Origin of the sequence: Streptomyces sp. NPDC048331, from assembly GCF_043201215.1 — a bacterium.
In the GTDB taxonomy this organism is placed as follows: Bacteria; Actinomycetota; Actinomycetes; order Streptomycetales; family Streptomycetaceae; genus Streptomyces.
Map to the genome: position 1 here is coordinate 664440 of NZ_JBICYT010000001.1, position 20730 is coordinate 685169.

Below are 20730 nucleotides of genomic sequence, written 5' to 3' on the forward strand. Positions count from 1 at the left end.
ACCCACCCCCCCCCCCCCCACCCCCCCCCCCCCCGCCCCCCCCCCCCCCCGCCCCCCCCCGCCCCCCCCCCCCCCCCCCCCCCCCCCCCCCCCCCCCCCCCCCCCCCCCCCCCCCCCCCCCCCCCCCCCCCCCCCCCCCCCCGGAACCCGGCTCCGCCGGGCACCGGGCTCCGCCCGGACCCTCCCCCAGCTACCGCTGGGAGGTGCCCCCTGCCTCAAACGCCGGCAAGGCTGGAAGGGGTCGGGCCCGGCCTGAGCGGCCGGGCCCGGTCGGCGCCGTCAGGCGAGGTGGGCGCGGACCTCCGCCGCGGCATCCTCGCCGTAGGCCTTCGTGAAGCGCTCCATGAAGTGGCCACGGGCCAGCGCGTACTCCTGGGTGCCCAGGGTCTCGATGACCAGCGTCGCGAGCATGCAGCCCAGCTGCGCCGCGCGCTCCAGGCCGACGCCCCAGCCCAGACCGGTGAGGAACCCGGCGCGGAACGCGTCGCCGACGCCCGTCGGGTCGACCTTCGCGGTCTCCTCGGGGCAGCCGACCACGATCGGGGCCTCCCCCACGCGCTCGATCTTGACGCCGTTGGAGCCCAGCGTGGTCACGCGGGTGCCGACCTTGGACAGGATCTCCGCGTCGGTCCAGCCGGACTTCGACTCGATGAGGCCCTTCTCGTACTCGTTCGAGAAGAGGAAGGTCGCGCCCTCCATCAGGGTGCGGATGTTGTCGCCGTCCATGCGGGCGATCTGCTGCGAGAAGTCCGCGGCGAAGGGGATCCCGCGCGTGCGGCACTCCTCCGTGTGGCGCAGCATCGCCTCGGGGTCGTCGGCGCCGATGAGGACGAGGTCGAGCCCGCCCACCCGGTCGGCGACGGCCTTCAGCTCGATCAGTCGGGCCTCGCTCATCGCGCCCGTGTAGAAGGAGCCGATCTGGTTGTGGTCGGAGTCCGTGGTGCACACGAAGCGCGCGGTGTGCAGGACCTCGGAGATCCGGACGGACTCGGTGTCGACGCCGTGCCGGTCCAGCCAGGCGCGGTACTCGTCGAAGTCGGAGCCGGCGGCTCCGACGAGGATCGGGCGGCTGCCGAGCTGCCCCATACCGAAGCAGATGTTCGGGCCGACCCCTCCCCGCCGGACGTCGAGGTTGTCGACGAGGAAGGAGAGGGAGACCGTGTGCAGCTGGTCCGCGACCAGCTGGTCGGCGAAACGGCCGGGGAAGGTCATGAGGTGGTCGGTGGCGATGGAGCCGGTGACTGCGATGCGCACGGCGTGGACGCTCCTGCTGAGGACGGCGAGGGACAGTCAAAACTACCCGGTGAGCGGCCCCTGGCAGTACCCCGGAAACTACCCCTTAGTAGGTCTTTCTTCGCCAGAGCTCCGATGTCTACGGTGCCTCCATGACCTATACCGACGGTTTCGGCTATGGCGAGTACAGCGGCGACAAGCGTGGGGCGGAAGCCCCGAGGCAGCCCGGTTTCGCCCGTCTGCTCGGTGACTGCGCCCGGATGGCCCCGCACTGGCTGGTCCCGGCGGGCCCGCGGCCGGTCCGCGTGGCCCCTTCGCAGATCCACGGGATCAGCGTCCCGCCCGCCTCGGCGCGGCTGATCGCCGCCACGTCCGCGTACGGGGATCAGTAGGAGGGAACCGGTTGCGCTCCCGCTCCGTCACACCCGCATCAGGTACGACGGACCGGTGAAGGAGCGATGCGGTGACCAGCGAACAACCCGACGACACATCACGCGGCACACGGCGGCGGCCCGCCTGGGCCGTCGGTTCGATCGCGGCCGCCGTCCTGCTCGCCGGCGGCGGCACCGCGTACTGGGCGTCGACCGCCCATGGCGACGGTGGATCGGGCCACCGCGCGGCGGACAGCGCGGCGACCGCGCCCCGTGACGCGGGAGATCCCTCGGGGCCGGGCATCGCGCCCGGGGAGCCCGACCCGTCCGGCGAAGGGGTGGTCTACCGGACCGACGTGAAGCTTCCGGAGGCCCCGGCGAACGCGCCGACCTACGCGCTGTCCGGTGAGGTCACCTCGGCGGAGGTGGCCCGCCTCGCGGCGGCTCTGGGCCTGCCGGGCGAGCCGCGGCTGAGCGGGGACGTCTGGCTGGCCGGGGAGGCCGCCGATGGCTCCGGGCCGCGGCTGACGGTGGCGCGTACGGCGCCAGGGACGTGGAACTTCGCCCGTTTCCAGGCGCCGGGCAGCGGTAGCGGCAACGGTGCCGGGGACAACTGTGTGCGCGGCAAGGACACCTGCGGCCCGGCCACCCTGCCCAAGGATGTCGGCGGCGGGAGCGCGGGCGGTGGGGCCGAGTCGGGCAGTCCGGTGTCGGAGGAGGCCGCCAAGGCCGCCGCGGCCCCCGTACTGGCCGCCGCGGGGGTGGCGGGGGCCAAGCAGGACGCCCGGATGAACCAGGGTTCGGTACGGGTGGTGGCCGCCGATCCGGTGGTCGGCGGGCTGCCCACGCAGGGCTGGTCCACGAAGGTCAGCGTGGGCTCCGACGGCTCGGTGGTGGGGGCCGACGGGGAGCTGAAGGCGCCCGTGCGGGCGGCCGAGCAGCCGGTGGTCGGGGCCGTGGAGGCGTTGGCCCGGCTGAACGCGAAGTCGGGCGGCGGGGGCGACCCCGAGCCGAGCGGATGCGCGAGCGCGGTCCCGCTGGCGGCGGACGCCCCGGTCGCGGCCACGGACACGGTTCCGTGCAACCCGGAGCCGCGGCCGATGAAGCCCCCGCGGACGGAGACGGTGAAGGGGGCCGTGCTCGGGCTGGTTCCCGGCACGGTAAATGGGGCGCGGGGTCTGGTGCCGGCGTGGCTCTTCGAGGTGGCGGGCCAGGGCGGCGCACCGGGCCACACGGTGGCCCAGCCCGCGGCGGCGGCCCAGGAGAGCACTCCGGGGCCGAAGGACGGTCGTACCGTGCCCGGGTTCTCGTACGCGGAGGCCGACCGGAAGCTGACCGTGAACTTCTGGGGCAGCGTGTGCAGCACGTACGCCGTGGAGGCGCGGGAGCAGGCGGAGTCGGTCCTGGTGAAGATCACGGACACGCCGAAGAAGCCGGGTCAGGCCTGCATCATGCTGGCGGAGGAGATGTCCTCGTCGGTGACCTTGCAGCAGCCGCTGGGTGATCGGAAGGTGCTCGACGCGACGACCGGCAAGCCGCTGCCCCGGCAGTGACCGGGGGCGCCGCGGGCGTCGTAGGAGCCGCGAGGGGTCCCGGGAGCGTCCGGGACCGGGTATGACACGAGGGCCCGCCCCGGTCGGATTCGACCGGGGCGGGCCCTCGTCACGCGTCCGTCCAGGTTTAGCTGAACGAGTCGCCGCAGGCGCAGGAGCCCGTGGCGTTGGGGTTGTCGATCGTGAAGCCCTGCTTCTCGATGGTGTCGACGAAGTCGATCGAGGCACCGTGGAGGTACGGGGAGCTCATCCGGTCCGTGACGACCTTCACACCGTCGAAGTCCTTCACGACGTCGCCGTCGAGGGAGCGCTCGTCGAAGAAGAGCTGGTAGCGCAGGCCGGAGCAACCACCGGGCTGGACGGCGACGCGGAGCGCCAGGTCATCGCGGCCTTCCTGCTCCAGCAGGGTCCTGACCTTCTCGGCGGCGGCGTCGGACAGGAGGATGCCGTCGCTCACAGTGGTCTTGTCGTCCTGTACGGACATCTGCATTCACTCCCGAAGTGGGCGGCTCCCCGCCGGAGGCGAGGAAACGTCGGACTCTTGCCGTCGGTGGCAACGAGCGGGACCGCGGATTCATTCCGGGACCCGACGCTTGTTTCAGATAATCCATGCTCGCACACCGCGCGAGGGGGTGGGCCCGGCGAATCGTGGGCTGATGCGTCACATTGACACTATCGGCATCGTCAAACTGACGTGAAGCGGTTATGATAGATAGCGTCAAGTAGACGAGAAGTCGAAGCGATGATCCAGAAATCCTTGTCGCAGAACAGAAAGGGTGCGTGTCGTGACCACCGCCCAGCCCTTGGACGTCCAGCCGACGCCCCTTGCCCTGCTGCTGCTCGGCCGTGAGGCCGACCCCAAGAGCGAGCGCGGGGTGGAGTGCCCCGGAGACCTGCCGTCGCCGTCGGACCCGAACCTCGTGGAGCGCGCCCGCGCGGCCAAGGAGAAGCTCGGGGACAAGGTCTTCATCCTGGGCCACCACTACCAGCGTGACGAGGTCATCGAGTTCGCGGACGTCACCGGCGACTCCTTCAAGCTGGCCAAGGACGCGGCCGCCAAGCCGGAGGCCGAGTACATCGTCTTCTGCGGCGTGCACTTCATGGCCGAGTCCGCGGACATCCTGACCTCGGACGACCAGAAGGTGGTCCTGCCGGACCTGGCCGCCGGCTGCTCGATGGCCGACATGGCCACCGCCGAGCAGGTCGCGGAGTGCTGGGACGTGCTGACCGAGGCCGGCATCGCCGACGTCACGGTGCCCGTCTCGTACATGAACTCCTCCGCCGACATCAAGGCCTTCACCGGCAAGCACGGCGGCACGATCTGTACCTCGTCCAACGCGAAGAAGGCGCTGGAGTGGGCGTTCGAGCAGGGCGAGAAGATCCTCTTCCTCCCGGACCAGCACCTGGGCCGCAACACCGCCGTCCGCGACATGGGCATGTCCCTGGACGACTGCGTGCTCTACAACCCGCACAAGCCGAACGGCGGCCTCACCGTCGAGCAGCTGCGGAACGCCAAGATGATCCTGTGGCGGGGGCACTGCTCGGTGCACGGCCGGTTCTCGGTCGACTCGGTCAACGACGTCCGCGCCCGGATCCCCGGCGTGAACGTCCTGGTCCACCCCGAGTGCAAGCACGAGGTCGTGGCGGCCGCGGATTACGTCGGCTCGACGGAGTACATCATCAAGGCGCTGGAGGCGGCCCCGGCCGGTTCCAAGTGGGCCATCGGCACCGAGCTGAACCTGGTCCGCCGCCTGGCGAACCGATTCGCCGCCGAGGACAAGGAAGTCGTCTTCCTCGACAAGACGGTCTGCTTCTGCTCGACGATGAACCGCATCGACCTCCCGCACCTGGTGTGGACCCTGGAGTCACTGGCCGAGGGCAACCTCGTCAACCAGATCCAGGTCGACAAGGAGACGGAGAGCTTCGCGAAGCTCGCGCTGGAGCGGATGCTGGCGCTCCCGTAGCCCCCGCTCCCCCCGCACGCCCGAAGGGCCGCCCCTCGTATCGAGGAGCGGCCCTTCGGCCGTCGTGCGACGGGTGTCGACGGGTGTCAGGCCTTGGCCGGGACCTCGTCCTCCGCGGCGGCGGGAGCCGGGACCACCGTCAGGCGGGCCTCACGCTTCGCCGCGCGCTTCGCACGGCGGCGCTCCTTGCGGAGTTCGACCATCGTGTAGAGGGTCGGCACCAGCAGCAGCGTCAGCACGGTGGAGCTGACCAGGCCGCCGATCACCACGACCGCGAGCGGCTGCGAGATGAAGCCGCCCTCACCGGTGACGCCCAGCGCCATCGGGAGCAGGGCGAAGATCGTCGCCAGGGCCGTCATCAGGATCGGGCGCAACCGGTGCCGGCCGCCCTCGATGACCGCCTCGACGACGCCCAGGCCCTGGGCGCGGTACTGGTTGACCAGGTCGATCAGGACGATCGCGTTGGTCACCACGATGCCGATGAGCATCAGCATGCCGATCATCGCCGGGACGCCCATCGGGGTGCCGGTGGCGATGAGCAGGCCGAGCGCGCCGGTCGCCGCGAACGGGATGGAGACCAGCAGGATCAGCGGCTGGACCAGCGACCGGAAGGTCGCCACGAGCAGCATGAACACGATCGCGATGGCCGCGAGCATGGCCAGGCCCAGCGAGCCGAAGGCCTCGTCCTGGTTCTCGGAGACGCCGCCGATGGACGCGGTGGCGCCCTCGGGCAGGTCCAGGGCCTTGAGCTTGGTCTGCAGTTCGGCGCTGACCGCGCCGGTGTTGTCGCCGAGCGGACGTGCGGTGACGGTGGCGGCGCGGGCGCCGTCGATCCGGGTCATCGCGACCGGGCCGGGGACCTCCTTGACCTCGGCGATGTCGCCGAGCTTGACCGGGCCGACCGGGAGCGCCTGCAGTTCGGCCAGGGTGGTGGCCGGCTGCGCGGACCGGATGACGATGTCCCGCTCGGTGTCGTCGAGGACGGCCTTGCCCGCCGGGTTGCCCCGGACGGCCTGCGCGACGACCGCGCCGAGCGCGGCCTGGTCCAGGCCGGCCTCGGCCGCCTTGGGGGTGGCGGTCACGGAGATGCGGGGCACGGACTGGGACAGGTCGCTCTGCACGTCGGCGACGTTCTTGAGCTTGGCGACCTCGACGCGGACCTGTTCGGCGGCCTCGGCGAGGGTCTTGCCGTCACCGGCCTTGACGACCACGCTGAGGTTCTGGCTGCCGAAGCCGTCGCCCGCCACGATGCGGGTCTCGCCGATGCCGTCGAGGGCGGCCACCTTGCTCTCGATGCCCTTCTTGACGGCGTCCGCCTTGCCGGAGTCCTTCAGGCTGACCTGGTACGAGGCCTGGTTGGAGCCCGTACCGCCGCCGAAGGCGGCGAGGAAGCCGGAGGAGCCGACGGTGACCTGGTAGCTCTTGACGCCGTCGACCGAGGACAGCACCTGCTCGATCTTGCGGCTCGCCTCGTCGGAGGCGGCCAGCGAGGTGCCGGGTGCCAGCTCCTGCTTGACCGTCAGGACTTCCTGCTCGCCCTGGTCGAAGAAGTTGGTCTTCAGCAGCGGGGTCATCCCGAAGGTGCCGAAGAGGACGACGACCGCGATGACCACACTGGTGAGCCGGCGCCGGGTGGCGAAGCCCAGGACGCGGACGTAGAAGAGCTGGAGGCGGCTGCGCGCCTCCTTCTCCTCGGCCTCGCGGCGGGCCTCGGCCGCGCTCTCGGCGTCGCCGGGCTCGACGCCCTTGGGCGCGCGCAGGAACCAGTACGAGAGCACCGGTACGACCGTCAGCGAGACGAGCAGCGAGGCCAGCAGGGCCGCGGTGACGGTGAGCGAGAAGGAGCCGAAGAGCTCGCCGATCATGCCGCCGGTGAGGCCGATCGGCAGGAAGACGGCGACGGTGGTGAGGGTGGAGGAGGTGACCGCGCCGGCGACCTCCTTGACCGCGGTGATGATCGCGGCCTCGCGCTCCTCGCCGTAGCCGAGGTGGCGCTTGATGTTCTCCAGGACCACGATCGAGTCGTCGACCACGCGGCCGATGGCGATGGTGAGCGCGCCCAGGGTCAGCATGTTGAGCGACAGGTCCTGGGTCCACAGCACGATGAGCGCGAGGACCACGGACAGCGGGATGGAGACCGCCGTGACCAGCGTCGAGCGCAGCGAGGCCAGGAAGACCAGGATCACGATCACCGCGAAGAGCAGGCCGAGCATGCCCTCGGTGGTGAGGCTGGAGATGGACTTGGCGACGGCCGGGCCCTGGTCGCTGACGACGGTCAGGTCGGCGCCGGCGCCGAGGGTGGTGCGCAGCTCCGGCAGCTGGTCCTTGACGGCGTCGGAGATGGCGACGGCGCTGCCGTCCTTGTCCATGGTGAGGACGAGGGCGAGGCTGGGCTTGCCGTTGGTACGGGTGATGGAGACGGCCTTGGCCGGCTCCTGCTTCACGGTGGCGACGTCGGCGAGGCGGACGGCGGGCTTGCCCGGGCCGGGGGTCAGGCGCAGCTCTTCGAGCTGGGCGAGGGAGGTGTAGCCGCCGCCGACGCGGACGGTGCGGTTCTTGCCCGCCTCGTCGAAGGAGCCGGCGGGGACGGCCGCGCCGCCCGCCTGGAGGCCCTCGGCGAGCTTGGCGCCGTCGAGGCCGGCGGCCGCGAGCTTGGCGTTGTCGGGGGTGACGGTGACCTGGAGGTCCTGGACGCCGTCGACGGTGACCTGGCCGACGCCCTCGATGTCCGAGAGGACGGGGACGACGGAACGTTCCAGCTGGTCGGCGAGCGCCTGCTGGTCCTTGTCGGCGGTGACGGCCAGGATGACCGTCGGGATGTCGTCGGTGGAACCGGCCACGACCTGCGGGTCCACCTCGGCGGGCAGCCGGACGCGGGCCCGGTTCACGGCCTGCTGGACGTCGGCGACGAGCTGCTTGGTGCCGCTGTCGCCGTAGTCGAAGGTGGCCATGATGAGGGCGTTGCCCTCGCTGGCGGTGGAGGTGATGCCGGTGAGGCCGTCGACACCCTTGAGCATGGCCTCGATCGGTTCGACGACCTGCTTCTCGACCACGTCGGGCGAGGCGCCCTGGTACGGCGCGAGCACGGACACCATCGGCAATTCGATGGAGGGCAGCAGCTGCTGCTTGAGCTGCGGGACGGCTATGGCGCCGAAGAGGAGCGCGACGATCGACACGAGGCCGACCAGGGCCCTTTGGGCCAGGCTGAAGCGGGACAGCCAGGTCATGGGTATGAGATCTCTCTGCAGTGACGAACGCGAGGGCACTCCTACCCTGTCGCACCGCGGTGGCGCGTTTCGTCGCTCGCAGGTGCCGTCCTTATGTGCGGCATACCGCGTCTGGAGTACGTCGTACGGGGCGGGGCTACTCCGCGCGTGGGCGGACCAGTCCTGATTCGTAGGCAATAACCACCAATTGGGCCCGGTCGCGGGCGCCGAGTTTGGCCATCGCCCGGTTCACGTGGGTCTTGACGGTCAGCGGGCTGACCTCCAGCCGTTCGGCGATCCCGTCGTTCGAGAGGCCCGCCGCCACGTGGACGAGGACCTCGCGCTCCCGGACGGTCAGTGCGGCGAGGCGCTGCGCGTGCGACCCGGCCGAGGCCCCGGCGGTGGCGGGGTCGACGCCGCCGCCCTGGGCGAGGAAGGTGGCGATGAGCCCTTTGGTGGCGGCCGGGGAGAGCAGTGCCTCGCCGGCCGCGGCGACGCGGATGGCGTTGAGCAGTTCGTCCGGCTCGGCGCCCTTGCCGAGGAAGCCGGAGGCGCCGGCCCGCAGGGCCGAGACCACGTACTCGTCGACCTCGAACGTCGTCAGCATCACCACGCGCACGGCCGCGAGTTCCGGGTCCGCGCTGATCATGCGGGTGGCGGCGAGTCCGTCGGTGCCGGGCATCCGGATGTCCATGAGGACGACGTCGGGGCGTGTCCGGCGGGCGAGTTCGAGGGCCTCGGCCCCGTCGGAGGCCTCCCCGACGACTTCCATGTCGGGTTCGGAGTCGACGAGCACCTTGAAGGCGCTGCGCAGCAGCGCCTGGTCGTCGACGAGCAGCACCCTGACGGGCGCGGCGGAGGGCAGGTCCGTCGCAGTGTGGTCCACGGGGGTGAGGGTACGCGGAAGGGCCGGCCGGCCGCTCAGCCGAGGGCGAGGACGATGAGGGCGCAGGTCGCCGCGACCTCGGCCAGGGCGCCGAAGACGTCACCGGTGACTCCGTCGAAGCGGCGTACGCAGCGGCGGAGCAGCAGTTCCGCGGCGAGGAGGGCGGCGAGGACCGCGGCGGCGCTGCGGCCGGCGGCGGGCAGGCCCATGGGGAGGGCGGCGGCCGCGGCCGCGACGACGGTGAGTACGGCGATCAGGGTGGCGGCGCGGCGCGGGACCGCCCCGGCGACGGCGGCGCCGAGTCCCCCGGGGCGGGCCGCCGGGACGCCCTCGCGGCAGGCCAGGGTCATGGCGAGGCGGGCGGCGACGGCGGCGACCACGGCGGCGAGGGCGCCCCGGATCCAGCTGTCGGCGTAGATCTCGTACAGCGCGGCCACCTGAAGGAGCAGCACGATGACCAGGGTCACGACGCCGAAGGGGCCGATGTCGGACTGTTTCATGATCCGCAGGGCCTCGTCTGCCGGTTTGGCGCTGCCGAGGCCGTCGGCGGTATCGGCGAGGCCGTCCAGGTGCAGGGCCCGGGTCAGCGCGGCCGGTCCGGCGACGGTGAGGGTCGCCGCGAGCAGCGGGCCTCCGCCGAGCAGCAGCAGGAGCACCCCGGGCAGGGCCGCGAGCACGCCCACGACCAGGCCGGCGAGCGGGGCGCAGGCCATGCCGGTGCGCGCCGCGGGGCGGTCCCAGCGGGTGATGCGGGCGGGCAGCACGGTGAGGGTGCCGAACGCGAAACGGACGCCGTCGGGGAACGAGGCGCGTTCCGTGGGCGGCGTCTGGGGCGGGCCGTCGTACGAATCTGTCATCGGCGGGAACGGTACCCGGTCGTCGCGGACGGTAAATTACCCATTACATGCCAAATAGGGAGTCAGTGGGATGGGTCACTGGTGGTATCGGAACATCGTCGAGCCGGGGAAGCTGCCGCTCCTGCTCGCGCTGCTCTCCTTCGTGCTGTCGTTCCTGGTCACTCGCATGATCACCCGGATGATCCGGGCCGGTCGGGGTCCCTTCAAGAACGTCACTCCGGGGGGTCTGCACATCCACCACGTGGTGCCGGGCGTCATCCTCGTGATCATCGGGGGATTCGGCGCGGTCGGCAGCGGCCGGTACGGCTTCGGCGCCTACGCCTCGGCCGTGATCTTCGGCCTGGGCGCGGGCCTGGTCCTGGACGAGTTCGCGCTGATCCTGCACCTCGACGACGTTTACTGGAGCGAGCAGGGCCGCAAGAGCGTGGAGCTGGTGGTGATCACCGCCGCCGTCGTGGCCCTGGTCATCGGCGGGTTCGTGCCCTTCGGGGTGAACGACCTGTCCAGCGAGGAGCGGCAGAGCCGCGGCCTGGTCGTCATGAACGGCGCCACCAACTTCTTCCTGGCCCTGATCGCCCTGTGGAAGGGCAAGGCACGCACCGCGCTCTTCGGCCTGGTCGTCCCCCTGGTGGCGCTGGTCGGCGCGATCCGGCTGGCCCGGCCCGGATCCCCGTACGCGAAGCGGTTCTACGCGAACCGGCCGCGCGCCCGGGCCAAGACCGAGCTACGGGCCTACCACCACGACCGGCGCTGGGCGCGGCCGCGCCGCGCGTTCGAGAACTTCATCGGCGGGACCCCGGACCCGGATCACCGCGTGTCCCTGGAAAAACCGCCCCCGCCCTGACGACGACGGCGGCGGGCCCGCCCCCCTTCGAGAGGGGGCGGGCCCGCCGCCGTGCTGTCGGTGTGCCCGGCCCGGATCAGCCCGGGATCAGCCCGGGATCAGGCCGTCGTCGCTGAGCATCTCCCTGACCTCGTCCAGACCGGCGTCCGCCGCGGGGAGGATCAGCTCGGACGGTTCCAGCGCGTCGTCCGGGAGCGGCGTGCCGAGCCGTCGTACGGCGTCGAGCAGCGCGCCCAGCGTCCGCCGGAAGCCCTCCTCGTCACCGCCCTCCATCTCCGAGAGCAGCTCGTCGTCCAGCTTGTTGAGCTCGGGGAAGTGGCTGTCGGCCACTTCCACCTGGCCTTCCCCCATGATGCGGACAATCATGACGGGCCCGTCCTACTGCTTGTCGAACCGGTGCGGAGCCTGCGACTGCTGCCCGTTGCCCTGGGCGCCGCCTTCGATGGCCTGCTGCTGGGCGGCCGGGCCGCCCGCCAGCTCGGCCTTCATGCGCTGGAGCTCCAGCTCCACGTCCGTGCCGCCCGAGAGGCGGTCGAGCTCGGCCTGGATGTCGTCCTTGGAGCCGAGGCCGCTCTGGTCGTCGAGCGCGCCGGAGGCCAGCAGCTCGTCGATCGCGCCGGCGCGGGCCTGCAGCTGCGCGGTCTTGTCCTCGGCCCGCTGGATGGCCAGGCCGACGTCGCTCATCTCCTCGGAGATGCCGGAGAAGGACTCCGCGATCCGGGTCTGCGCCTGGGCCGCCGTGTACGTGGCCTTGATGGTCTCCTTCTTCGTACGGAAGGCGTCCACCTTGGCCTGCAGCCGCTGGGCGGCCAGCGTCAGCTTCTCCTCCTCGCCCTGGAGGGTCTGGTGCTGCACCTCCAGGTCGCTGACCTGCTGCTGGAGCGAGGCGCGCCGGGACAGGGCCTCACGGGCCAGGTCCTCGCGGCCCAGGGCGAGCGCCTTGCGGCCCTGGTCCTCCAGCTTGGCGGACTGTCCCTGGAGCTGGTTCAGCTGCAGCTCCAGGCGCTTGCGGGAGGTCGCCACGTCGGCGACTCCGCGGCGCACCTTCTGCAGCAGCTCCAGCTGCTTCTGGTACGAGTAGTCGAGGGTTTCGCGCGGGTCCTCGGCCCGGTCAAGGGCCTTGTTCGCCTTCGCGCGGAAGATCATCCCCATACGCTTCATGACACCGCTCATGGGCTTCGCGCGCCCCCTTCTAGACGGACTGTGCTCCAGGTCACCGACAGAACCCACAGTACGGGCCCTGTCTCCATTACCGCACTGTTCGAGTACGGATGCGCTCCTCCTCCAGGACGACTACACCCCCGCCTCATCAGGCGTAAGGAGTAGGTGATCCCAGGAGAACGGGCCCGCCGCACACACCGTGCAAGGGGAAGGACGCCCGCCGTTGCCGGATCGTTCCCCAGCGGGGTGGGGCCCATGCCCGCAACCACGTAGGCTTGGGTTTTGTGTTTGGTAGCCGCTCCTCCAAGGAAGAGAAGGCCGCCGCCACCGACAAGGTGAGCGCCGACCTCTCGCAGCCCCGTGACCCGCAGGCCCCGAAGGGCCGCCCTACGCCGAAGCGTGCTGTGGCCCAGTCGCAGCGCAAGGCCGTGGTGGCCTCGACCGGCAATCGCAAGGAGGATGCCAAGCGAGCGCGTGAGCGTCGCCGTACCGAGATGGCCAAGCAGCGCGAGGCGCTGGCCAATGGCGACGAGCGTTACCTGCCCACCCGGGACAAGGGTCCCGTGCGCCGGTTCGTCCGCGACTACGTGGACTCCCGCTACTCGGTGGCCGAGATGTTCCTGCCTCTGGCGGTGGTCATCCTGGTGCTGAGCATGGTGCGGCAGCCGGCGATCCAGAACATCGCGCTGCTGCTGTGGCTCGGTGTGATCGTCCTGATCCTCCTCGACTCCGTCGGCCTGGTCTTCCGCCTCCGCAAGGCCCTGGTCACGCGCTTCCCGGACGAGCCCCGCCGCGGCGCCATCGCCTACGGCCTCATGCGCACCCTCCAGATGCGCCGGCTCCGTCTCCCGAAGCCGCAGGTCAAGCGTGGGGAACGGCCCTGAGCCGAGCCACGCCCGGCGCCTCGGGGGAAGGCTTCGCGGAAGGCGCCCGGCTCTGGCTGGAAGGCCTGGGCGGACTGCGTAACGCCGTCCGGCAGGAGCTCGTGGGCCGGCAGGTCGACGAGCAGATCGCGCAGCGTTTCCCGGTCGGGCAGCGGCTGCGCGTGCTCGACGTCGGCATGGGCCAGGGCACGCAGGCACTGCGGCTGGCCCGCGCCGGGCACAAGGTGACGGGCCTGGAGCAGGACGCGGGCATGTTGGCCGTCGCCCGTGAGGCGCTGGCCGCCGAGCCCGAGGGGATCCGCGCGCGGGTCACCCTCCTGGAGGGCGACGGCCGCGAGACCGGCGCCCATTTCCTGCCGGGCAGCTTCGACGTGGTGCTGTGCCACGGGGTGCTGATGTACGTACCCGAACCGGACGCGATGCTGGCCGGGCTGGCCAGGATGCTGGCCCCGGGCGGACTGCTGTCGCTGCTGGTGCGCAACGGCGACGCGCTCGCCATGCGGCCGGGCCTGGACGGGGACTGGAAGGGCGCGCTGGCCGCGTTCGACTCCACCGACTACACGAACCGGCTGGGCCTGGACGTCCGCGCGGACCGGTTGGCCGGACTGACGGCCACCCTGTCGGGGATCGGCGCGCCGCTGCAGTCCTGGTACGGCGTACGCGTCTTCACCGACGGCACCGAGGCGGGCGAGGTCCTGCCGCCCGACGAGGAACTGGAGCGGCTGCTGGCCGCCGAGGACCGTGCCGGGCGGATCGACCCCTACCGGGGTGTGGCCGCACTTCTGCACCTGTGCGGGGTACGGGGCTGACCCTGCCGGCCGGTTCCCCGGCCGAAGCGGGACCGCCGCCGCCCCCGGCCGCGGTCCTGTACGCGACATGTGAGGGGAAGGGGCGGGCCGGGGTTCTCCCCCGGCCCGCCCCTTCCCGCGTCACGGTGGTGGCCCTGGAACCGCCGAGCCTCCGGCAGGGCTACGCGTCCAGTGCGGCCCGCAGGCTCATCGTGTAGAGCTCGGTCCCGCTGTCGTCGGACAGCTTCACCTGCTCGACGCCGCCCTCCAGCAGGTCCTTCCAGTACTCACCGACCCAGGACTCCGCGTCCCCCTGCGTGGTGAACTCCTCGGGTACCACCGACGGGCTCGTCTCGGTGCCGTCGGCCGTCTCGAACCGCCACGTCCACGCCATGTCCGCCTCCGTTGCTCGCACACTTCCTGTCCTGAGTGTGCCCGCAGAGTAACCGGGCGCGCAGCAGTCTCGGCCACGCGGGAGGATCATCCTGTGGAACTCACTCTGCTCGGCACCGGAACACCCGAGGGTCTGCCCCGCCCCGACTGCCCCTGTGCGTCCTGCGCCGTGTCCGTCGGCACGCGCTCCCGCGCCGCCACGGCCGTTCTCGTCGACGGGGCGCTGCTGCTGGACCTGACCCCGGGGGCGGTACTGGCGGGCGCCCGGGCCGGGCATTCGCTCGCCGGGGTGCGGCAGGTGCTGCTGACCCACCCGCACGACGGGCCCGCGGTCGAGTTGCCTCCCGGGCTGCCGGCCGCCGGGCGGGTGCCGGACGGGCGGGAGCTCGCGGTGATCTCCGGGCACCGGGTGCGGGCCGTGCCGATGGACGCCCCGGGCACCGGGTACGAGGTGACCGGACCGGACGGCGTCCGGCTGCTGTACCTGCCGCCGGGCGGGGCCCCGGCCGGGGCCGCCGACCAGGCCGGGCGCCGCCCGTACGACATGGTCCTCATGGACGTGCTGGGCCGGCCGGAGGCACTGGCGCGGCTGCGGGCGAGCGGCGCCGTCGGCCCGGGCACGGACGTGATCGCCGTCCACCTGGACCACGACACCCCGCCGGGCAGGGAGCTGGAGCGCCGGTGCGCGGCCGCCGGCGCCCGGGCCGTGCCGGACGGGACGACCGTGATCGTCGGGGAGTACGCGGTGGTGCCGGACCTGCCGCGCCGGACGCTGGTGCTGGGCGGGGCCCGCTCCGGCAAGTCCGTGGAGGCGGAACGGCGGCTGGAGTCCTTCCCCGAGGTGGTCTACGTGGCCACCGGCGGCACCCGGGACGGCGACGCGGAATGGGCCCAGCGGGTCGGCCTGCACCGGGAGCGCCGGCCGGCGAGCTGGCGGACGGTGGAGACGTGCGAGCTGGCGCCGTTGCTGGCCGCCGACGGGCCGGCGCTGCTGATCGACTGCCTGGCGCTGTGGTTGACGGACGCGATGGACCGGGCCGGGGCGTGGGACGACGAGGTGTGGGCCAAGGGCGGCCGGCAGCAGCTCGCCGAGCGCACCGCCGAGTTGGTGGCGGCCGTCCGCGCGACCCGTCGTCCGGTGGTGCTGGTCAGCAACGAGGTCGGCTCGGGTGTCGTCCCGGCGACCTCCTCGGGCCGTCGCTTCCGGGACGAGCTGGGCCGGCTGAACGCGGCCGTCGCCGGCGAGTGCGAGCACGTACTGCTCGTCGTCGCGGGCCTGGTGACCGTACTCAAGGAATAGCGGCGCGCAGCGGCGGCGCGGCTCGACGAGGAGGGGTCCGCCGACGGGTCCGACGGCCGGTCCGCCGACGGGTGTTCCGCGGTTCCGCGACCGGGCCGGAACAGGTCGCCCAAGGCCTGAGGGAGGGCCTTACCGGCTGTACTCTCTGGCAGATGAGCACGCTGAATCTCGACGACTTCTCCGATCTGATCGAGCGCCCCGACGGGGGCGTCCGGCGTGACGCCGAGGAACGCCGTGAGCGCCTCGCCGTCCCGCCCGGCGCGCTGGGCCGGCTCGACGAACTCGCCGAGTGGCTCGCCGCCGCGCAGGGTCGAGTTCCGGTCGAGCCGATCGAGCGCCCGCGCGTGGTGCTGTTCGCCGCCGACCACGGGATCGCCGCCGCGGGCGTCTCCGCCCGACCCGCGTCCACCGGCCACGAACTGGTGCGGGCGGTCCTCGAAGGCGCCGGCCCCGTCGCCGTCCTGGCCGGCCGGTTCGGCGCCACCATACGGATCGTCGACGCCGGGCTCGACTGCGATCCCGAGCTGCTCCCCGCGGACGTGACCGAGCACCGGGTCCGGCGTGGCAGCGGCCGGATCGACGTGGAGGACGCGCTGACGGTCGAGGAGGCCGAGGCCGCGGTGCGGCTCGGGATGCGGATCGCCGACGAGGAGGCCGACTCCGGAACGGACCTGGTCGTCCTCGGCGACCTGAGCGTGGGCGGCACCACGGTCGCCGCGACCCTCGTCGCCGCGCTGTGCGGAACCGACGCCTCGGTGGTCACCGGCCGCGGCGGCCTGCCCATCGACGACCTGACCTGGATGCGCAAGTGCGCGGCGATCCGCGACGCGCTGCGCCGGGCCCGCCCGGTCCTGGGCGACCAGGTGGCGCTGCTCGCCGCGGTCGGCGGTGCGGACGTGGCCGCCATCACCGGATTCCTCCTCCAGTGCGCGGTGCGCCGTACGCCGGTCATCCTTGACGGTGTCGTTTCGGCCGCGTGCGGGCTGGTGGCCCAGCGGGCCGCGTTCCGGGCTCCTGACTGGTGGCTGGCCGGACAGGCCAGTGGCGAGCCGGGCCAGGCGAAGGCACTTGACCGAATGGCGCTCAACCCCGTGCTCGACCACGGCGTCACAGTAGGTGAAGGTACCGGGGCATTGCTGGCTCTCCCCCTCGTCCAGGCGGCCGCCGCACTCGCGGCGGAACTCCCGGAGCGGGCGGTGGAGGAGCCGACGGAATGAGCCGCCGGGGTCCGCGGCCCTGACCAGGCCGTGGCCCCCGACCGCACAATCACGGACAGCTGCGCCCCATATGATCGCTTTTTATGGGAGAGGTCCGTTTGACCAGCGCAGAGACCGACCGCACCGCCGTACCGGCGCCCGGTCCGTCAGCCGGTAGGAAAGAGACCGGCGGCGACCCCGCCGGCAGGGCGGCGGGCACCGGCCGGGATTCCGGCCGCGGCAGCGCCCGTTCACGGCGCGGCGCCGCGTTCGCGGTGTGGTACCTGCGCGTCGTCACCTTCGTCAACTTCCTCAGCGCGGTGTGGGTCTCGCTCGGGCAGGACCTCAGACGCCACAGCATCGAGGACTTCTACACCCCGTACATGCTCACCGCGGGGTTCGCCTCCGGGCTGTTCACGCTGCTGCTCGCCGTCACCCTGGGCCGCCGCAAGCGGGCCTCCTGGATCCTCAACCTGGTGCTCAGCGGCCTCCTGGCGCTGCTGCTCGCCAACGCGCTCTCCACGCACGAGGAGATCCGTGAGCACGCGCAGAACTGGGTCTCCCTGGTCCTGACCGCCGTCTTCACCGGGGCCCTGCTGCTGGGCCGCCGCGAGTTCTACGCCAAGGGCGACCGTTCCAACCCGACGCTCGCCAGCGCCGTCGCCGCCGTCGGCCTGCTGCTCACCTCACTGGTCGCGGCCCTGCTCGTCGGCGCCACCAACACCTCTCCGCTCAGCGCCGAGGCCTCCTTCCCGCAGCGCTGGTGGTACGGCGTGATGCGGCTGATCACCCTGACGCCCGGCGAGCGGGCCTCCGAGGCGATCACCACGCCCGGCTGGGTGGACGTCTTCATCAACGTCATGTCGATGCTGCTGCTGCTCGCCGTGCTGTTCGCCGCCTTCCGCTCGCGCCGCGCCGTCGACCCGATCAGCGTGGAGGACGAGGAGCGGCTACGGGCGCTGCTGGCCCGGCAAGGCGACCGCGACTCGCTCGGCTACTTCGCGCTGCGCCGCGAGAAGTCCGTCATCTGGTCCCCCACCGGCAAGGCCGCCGTCACCTACCGCGTCGTCGGCGGGGTCTCGTTGGCCTCCGGCGACCCGATCGGCGACCCCGAGGCCTGGCCGGGCGCCATCGACCCGTGGTTGGCCGAGGCCCGCGAGCACGGCTGGGTGCCGGCCGTGATGGGGGCGAGCGAGGAGGCCGGGCAGATCTACGCCCGGCACGGCCTGGACGCCCTCGAACTGGGCGACGAGGCGATCGTCGAGACCGCCGAGTTCACCCTGGAGGGCCGTGCCATGCGGACCGTCCGGCAGGCCTTCAACCGCGTCAAGCGGGCCGGGTACACCGTCCGCATCCGCCGGCACGACGACATCCCGGCCGACGAGATGGCCGAGCTGGTGCGCCGCGCCGACGACTGGCGCGACGGCGCCACCGAGCGCGGATTCTCCATGGCGCTGGGCCGACTGGGTGATCCCGCGGACGGCCAGTGCGTGATGCTGGAGTGCACCGACGGCAACGGCGAACTGCGGGCCGTGCTGTCCTTCGTACCGTGGGGGCCCAAGGGTCTGTCGCTGGACCTGATGCGCCGCGACCGCGACTCCGAGAACGGTCTGATGGAGTTCATGGTCATCGAACTCCTCGAACGCTCCAAGGAGATCGGGGTCACCCAGGTCTCCCTCAACTTCGCGATGTTCCGGTCCGTCTTCGAGCGCGGGTCCCGGCTCGGCGCCGGTCCGGTGCTGCGGATGTGGCGCTCGCTGCTCAGCTTCTTCTCCCGCTGGTGGCAGATCGAGTCCCTCTACCGGGCCAACGCCAAATACCGGCCGATCTGGGAACCGCGGTTCATGCTCTTCGAGAAGAGTTCGGATCTGCTGCGGATCGGTGTCGCGGCGGGCCGGGCCGAAGGCTTCCTGGAGGCCCCCGGCCTGCCGAAGTGGCTGCACCGCAGACACCTGGAGACCCGCCGTTGACAGCGTGGAACACCTCCCCACTCCGGCAGTTCGCCCGCCGTGAGTGGGGACCCATGTTCTGGACCGTCCGCGACGCGCTCGTCCGCGACCGGTGGCGGGCGATCCCGATGACCCTCGGGGCGGTCTGCCTGACCTCGGTCTTCCAGATCGTCCAGAACACCTCCTGGGGGTTCCAGCCGGTCCAGAACCTCGGATCGGTCAAAGCCGCCGACCCGCTCTGGCTGGCCCTCCTGCGCACCCCGCTGTCCCTGTTCGTCCCCGCCCTGGACCTCCCGGTCTGGGGGGCGCTCGCGCAGATCCTGCTCGTCTTCGGCATCGCCGAGATCTGCATCGGCTGGTGGCGCACCCTGCTGATCGGCTACGTCGCCACCCTCGCCGGGACCACGTACGCCCGGATCGGTCTCACGCTCGGGCCGGAGCATCCCCTCGGCCTGCCGGTGTCCGACCGGATCGTCAACGACACCGGGCCCTCGGCGGCGGTGGTGGGGCTGGCCATCTACCTCTGCTGGCGTTACCGGGCGTACCTGACCGGCGCCCTGGTGATCCTGGCGATGATCGGCGAGGTGCTGGTCAAGGACAACCTGGCGGGCAAGGAGCACCTGGCGGCCATCACCGCCGTCATGGCGGTGTGCGTGGTGCGGGCGCGCTGGGGGCCGGTGCGGCGCGTCCCGCTGGGGCTCCGCCCTCCGCCGTAGGAGGCGCCGGCGGATCAGGCCGTACGGTATCCGGGTGACGACAGACCTCGGGCGGTTCGCCCCCACCCGGCAGTGGATGCGGACCCATCCGCTGGCCACCGATGCCGTGCTGGCGTTCGGGGCGTTCGTCGCCATGGTCCTCGGCTCCTTCGCCGATCCGCACGGGCCGCACGGGCCCACCTTCGGGACGCGCACCCCCGAGCCGTTCTCGCTGCTGCTGATGCTGCTCGGCGCGGCCGCCCTGGTGTTCCGGCGCCGGCAGCCGCGCGCCGTACTCGCCGTGACCTGCGGGCTGTCCCTGCTGGAGCTGACCACCGGGGAACCGCGGGCGCCCGTCGCGATGTGCACGGTGATCGCCCTGTACACGGTGGCCTCCCGCACCGACCGGCCGACGACCTGGCGGATCGGGCTGCTCACCATGGCGGGGCTGACGGGCGTGGCCATGCTGGCCGGGCCGCTGCCCTGGTACGCGCAGGAGAACATCGGGATCTTCGCCTGGACCGGGATGGCCGCGGCCGCCGGCGACGCCGTGCGCAGCCGGCGGGCCTTCGTCGACGCCATCCGGGAACGGGCCGAGCGCGCCGAGCGGACCCGGGACGAGGAGGCCAAGCGGCGGGTCGCCGAGGAGCGGCTGCGGATCGCCCGGGACCTGCACGACGTGGTCGCCCATCACATCGCCCTGGTCAACGTGCAGGCGGGAGTGGCCGCGCACGTCATGGACAAGCGCCCCGACCAGGCCAAGGAGGCGCTGGCGCACGTGCGGGACGCCAGCCGGTCGGCGCTGAACGAACTACGGGCCACGGTCGGGCTGCTGCGCCAGTCCGGCGACCCGGAGGCGCCGACGGAGCCCGCGCCGGGGCTGGGGGTCCTGGACGAACTGGTGGACACCTTCCGGCACGCCGGGCTGCCGGTGGAGGTCATCGTCCAACTGGACGACGTGGGGGCGGGGCCGCTGCCGGCGGCCGTGGACCTGGCGGCGTACCGGGTGATCCAGGAGGCGCTGACGAACGTACGCAAGCACGCCGGGCCGGGGGCGAAGGCGGAGGTCAGCGTGGTGCGGGTGGGGCCGTCGGTGGAGGTGACGGTCCTGGACGACGGCGGTGAGTCGGCGGACCCGGCGCCGGAACCGGTCGACCCGGGCGGCGGCCACGGCCTCCTCGGCATGCGCGAGCGCACCGGCGCCCTGGGCGGCACCTGCTTCGCGGGCCCCCGCTTCGGCGGCGGCTACCGCGTCCACGCCATCCTCCCCCTGGGGTAGCAGCCCTTTCCGGCCCCGGTCCGGCCGTCCCAGCCTCGGTCCGGCAGAACCAGCCTCGCCGGGGGGGGGGGGGGGGGGGGGGGGGGGGGGGGGGGGGGGGCGCGCCGGCGCGGGGCGGGGGGCCCCGGCCGCGCCCCCCCGGCCGGCGTCGCGCCCCCGACCGAGCATCAA

The 20730-nt window shown here is 72.4% G+C and carries 19 protein-coding genes; 11 read left to right on the plus strand and 8 right to left on the minus strand.

The window, feature by feature from the left end:
* Positions 1-279: 279 nt before the first annotated feature.
* Positions 280-1254: a carbohydrate kinase family protein gene (locus tag ACGFYY_RS03140; RefSeq protein ID WP_365277401.1), complete on the minus strand. Its 975-nt coding sequence runs from the start codon at positions 1252-1254 to the stop codon at positions 280-282.
* Between the two features lie 131 nt (positions 1255-1385).
* Here ACGFYY_RS03140 and ACGFYY_RS03145 point away from each other — a divergent pair, with 131 nt between their 5' ends.
* Together ACGFYY_RS03145 and ACGFYY_RS03150 are read left to right on the plus strand one after the other, a co-directional pair.
* On the plus strand, positions 1386-1625 hold the full coding sequence (locus tag ACGFYY_RS03145) for a hypothetical protein (protein ID WP_365277399.1): 240 nt from the start codon (positions 1386-1388) through the stop codon (positions 1623-1625).
* 71 nt (positions 1626-1696) lie between these two features.
* Positions 1697-3157: a hypothetical protein gene (locus ACGFYY_RS03150; protein WP_393706741.1), complete on the plus strand. Its 1461-nt coding sequence runs from the start codon at positions 1697-1699 to the stop codon at positions 3155-3157.
* 127 nt (positions 3158-3284) lie between these two features.
* Here the strand turns inward: ACGFYY_RS03150 and erpA are convergent, their stop codons facing one another.
* The gene (gene erpA / locus ACGFYY_RS03155) at positions 3285-3641 is read right to left on the minus strand and encodes an iron-sulfur cluster insertion protein ErpA (RefSeq protein ID WP_030010511.1); all 357 of its coding nucleotides are present in this window, start codon (positions 3639-3641) and stop codon (positions 3285-3287) included.
* Between the two features lie 292 nt (positions 3642-3933).
* On the opposite strand from erpA, the gene nadA reads away from it, so the two are divergent.
* A complete protein-coding gene (gene nadA, locus ACGFYY_RS03160; protein ID WP_301371630.1) occupies positions 3934-5121 on the plus strand; it encodes a quinolinate synthase NadA in 1188 nt (395 codons plus the stop codon).
* A gap of 86 nt (positions 5122-5207) precedes the next feature.
* Here nadA and ACGFYY_RS03165 read toward each other — a convergent pair whose 3' ends face one another.
* From ACGFYY_RS03165 to cobS, 3 genes are all read right to left on the minus strand, one after another.
* Positions 5208-8348, minus strand: coding sequence for an efflux RND transporter permease subunit (locus ACGFYY_RS03165; RefSeq protein ID WP_393706742.1), 3141 nt, complete (start codon positions 8346-8348; stop codon positions 5208-5210).
* A gap of 136 nt (positions 8349-8484) precedes the next feature.
* Positions 8485-9213 carry a response regulator transcription factor gene (locus ACGFYY_RS03170; RefSeq protein ID WP_365277390.1) on the minus strand — a complete coding sequence of 243 codons (729 nt, stop codon included), beginning with the start codon at positions 9211-9213 and terminating at the stop codon, positions 8485-8487.
* 35 nt (positions 9214-9248) lie between these two features.
* The gene (gene cobS / locus ACGFYY_RS03175) at positions 9249-10070 is read right to left on the minus strand and encodes an adenosylcobinamide-GDP ribazoletransferase (RefSeq protein ID WP_393706743.1); all 822 of its coding nucleotides are present in this window, start codon (positions 10068-10070) and stop codon (positions 9249-9251) included.
* A gap of 70 nt (positions 10071-10140) precedes the next feature.
* Between cobS and ACGFYY_RS03180 the strand changes: the two genes are divergently transcribed.
* The gene (locus ACGFYY_RS03180; RefSeq protein ID WP_365277384.1) at positions 10141-10914 is read left to right on the plus strand and encodes a hypothetical protein; all 774 of its coding nucleotides are present in this window, start codon (positions 10141-10143) and stop codon (positions 10912-10914) included.
* An 87-nt stretch (positions 10915-11001) separates the two neighbouring features.
* On the opposite strand, the gene ACGFYY_RS03185 is transcribed toward ACGFYY_RS03180, so the two are convergent.
* Positions 11002-11280, minus strand: coding sequence for a hypothetical protein (locus ACGFYY_RS03185; RefSeq protein ID WP_365277381.1), 279 nt, complete (start codon positions 11278-11280; stop codon positions 11002-11004).
* Positions 11281-11292: 12 nt separating this feature from the next.
* Entirely contained in the window at positions 11293-12087 is a 795-nt protein-coding gene (locus ACGFYY_RS03190; RefSeq protein WP_365277379.1) for a PspA/IM30 family protein, read from the minus strand.
* A 263-nt stretch (positions 12088-12350) separates the two neighbouring features.
* Between ACGFYY_RS03190 and ACGFYY_RS03195 the strand changes: the two genes are divergently transcribed.
* Positions 12351-12959, plus strand: a complete 609-nt coding sequence (locus tag ACGFYY_RS03195; RefSeq protein WP_365277376.1) for a DUF3043 domain-containing protein — start codon at positions 12351-12353, stop codon at positions 12957-12959.
* Between the two features lie 65 nt (positions 12960-13024).
* On the plus strand, positions 13025-13768 hold the full coding sequence (locus tag ACGFYY_RS03200; RefSeq protein WP_328966010.1) for a class I SAM-dependent methyltransferase: 744 nt from the start codon (positions 13025-13027) through the stop codon (positions 13766-13768).
* Positions 13769-13928: 160 nt separating this feature from the next.
* Here ACGFYY_RS03200 and ACGFYY_RS03205 read toward each other — a convergent pair whose 3' ends face one another.
* A complete protein-coding gene (locus tag ACGFYY_RS03205; RefSeq protein ID WP_030731088.1) occupies positions 13929-14141 on the minus strand; it encodes a hypothetical protein in 213 nt (70 codons plus the stop codon).
* Positions 14142-14234: 93 nt separating this feature from the next.
* On the opposite strand from ACGFYY_RS03205, the gene ACGFYY_RS03210 reads away from it, so the two are divergent.
* The 5 genes from ACGFYY_RS03210 to ACGFYY_RS03230 all read left to right on the plus strand — a co-directional run bounded on the left by ACGFYY_RS03210 (position 14235) and on the right by ACGFYY_RS03230 (position 20559).
* The gene (locus tag ACGFYY_RS03210) at positions 14235-15440 is read left to right on the plus strand and encodes a bifunctional adenosylcobinamide kinase/adenosylcobinamide-phosphate guanylyltransferase (RefSeq protein WP_393706744.1); all 1206 of its coding nucleotides are present in this window, start codon (positions 14235-14237) and stop codon (positions 15438-15440) included.
* A 152-nt stretch (positions 15441-15592) separates the two neighbouring features.
* Complete coding sequence (gene cobT / locus ACGFYY_RS03215) at positions 15593-16657, plus strand: nicotinate-nucleotide--dimethylbenzimidazole phosphoribosyltransferase (RefSeq protein ID WP_365277370.1); 1065 nt, start codon at positions 15593-15595, stop codon at positions 16655-16657.
* A gap of 83 nt (positions 16658-16740) precedes the next feature.
* Entirely contained in the window at positions 16741-18606 is a 1866-nt protein-coding gene (locus ACGFYY_RS03220) for a phosphatidylglycerol lysyltransferase domain-containing protein (protein ID WP_393706745.1), read from the plus strand.
* A gap of 53 nt (positions 18607-18659) precedes the next feature.
* Positions 18660-19301, plus strand: a complete 642-nt coding sequence (locus ACGFYY_RS03225; protein ID WP_365277364.1) for a hypothetical protein — start codon at positions 18660-18662, stop codon at positions 19299-19301.
* A 76-nt stretch (positions 19302-19377) separates the two neighbouring features.
* Positions 19378-20559 (plus strand): sensor histidine kinase, encoded by a 1182-nt coding sequence (locus ACGFYY_RS03230; protein WP_393706843.1) that lies wholly within the window; start codon positions 19378-19380, stop codon positions 20557-20559.
* Positions 20560-20730: the final 171 nt, after the last annotated feature.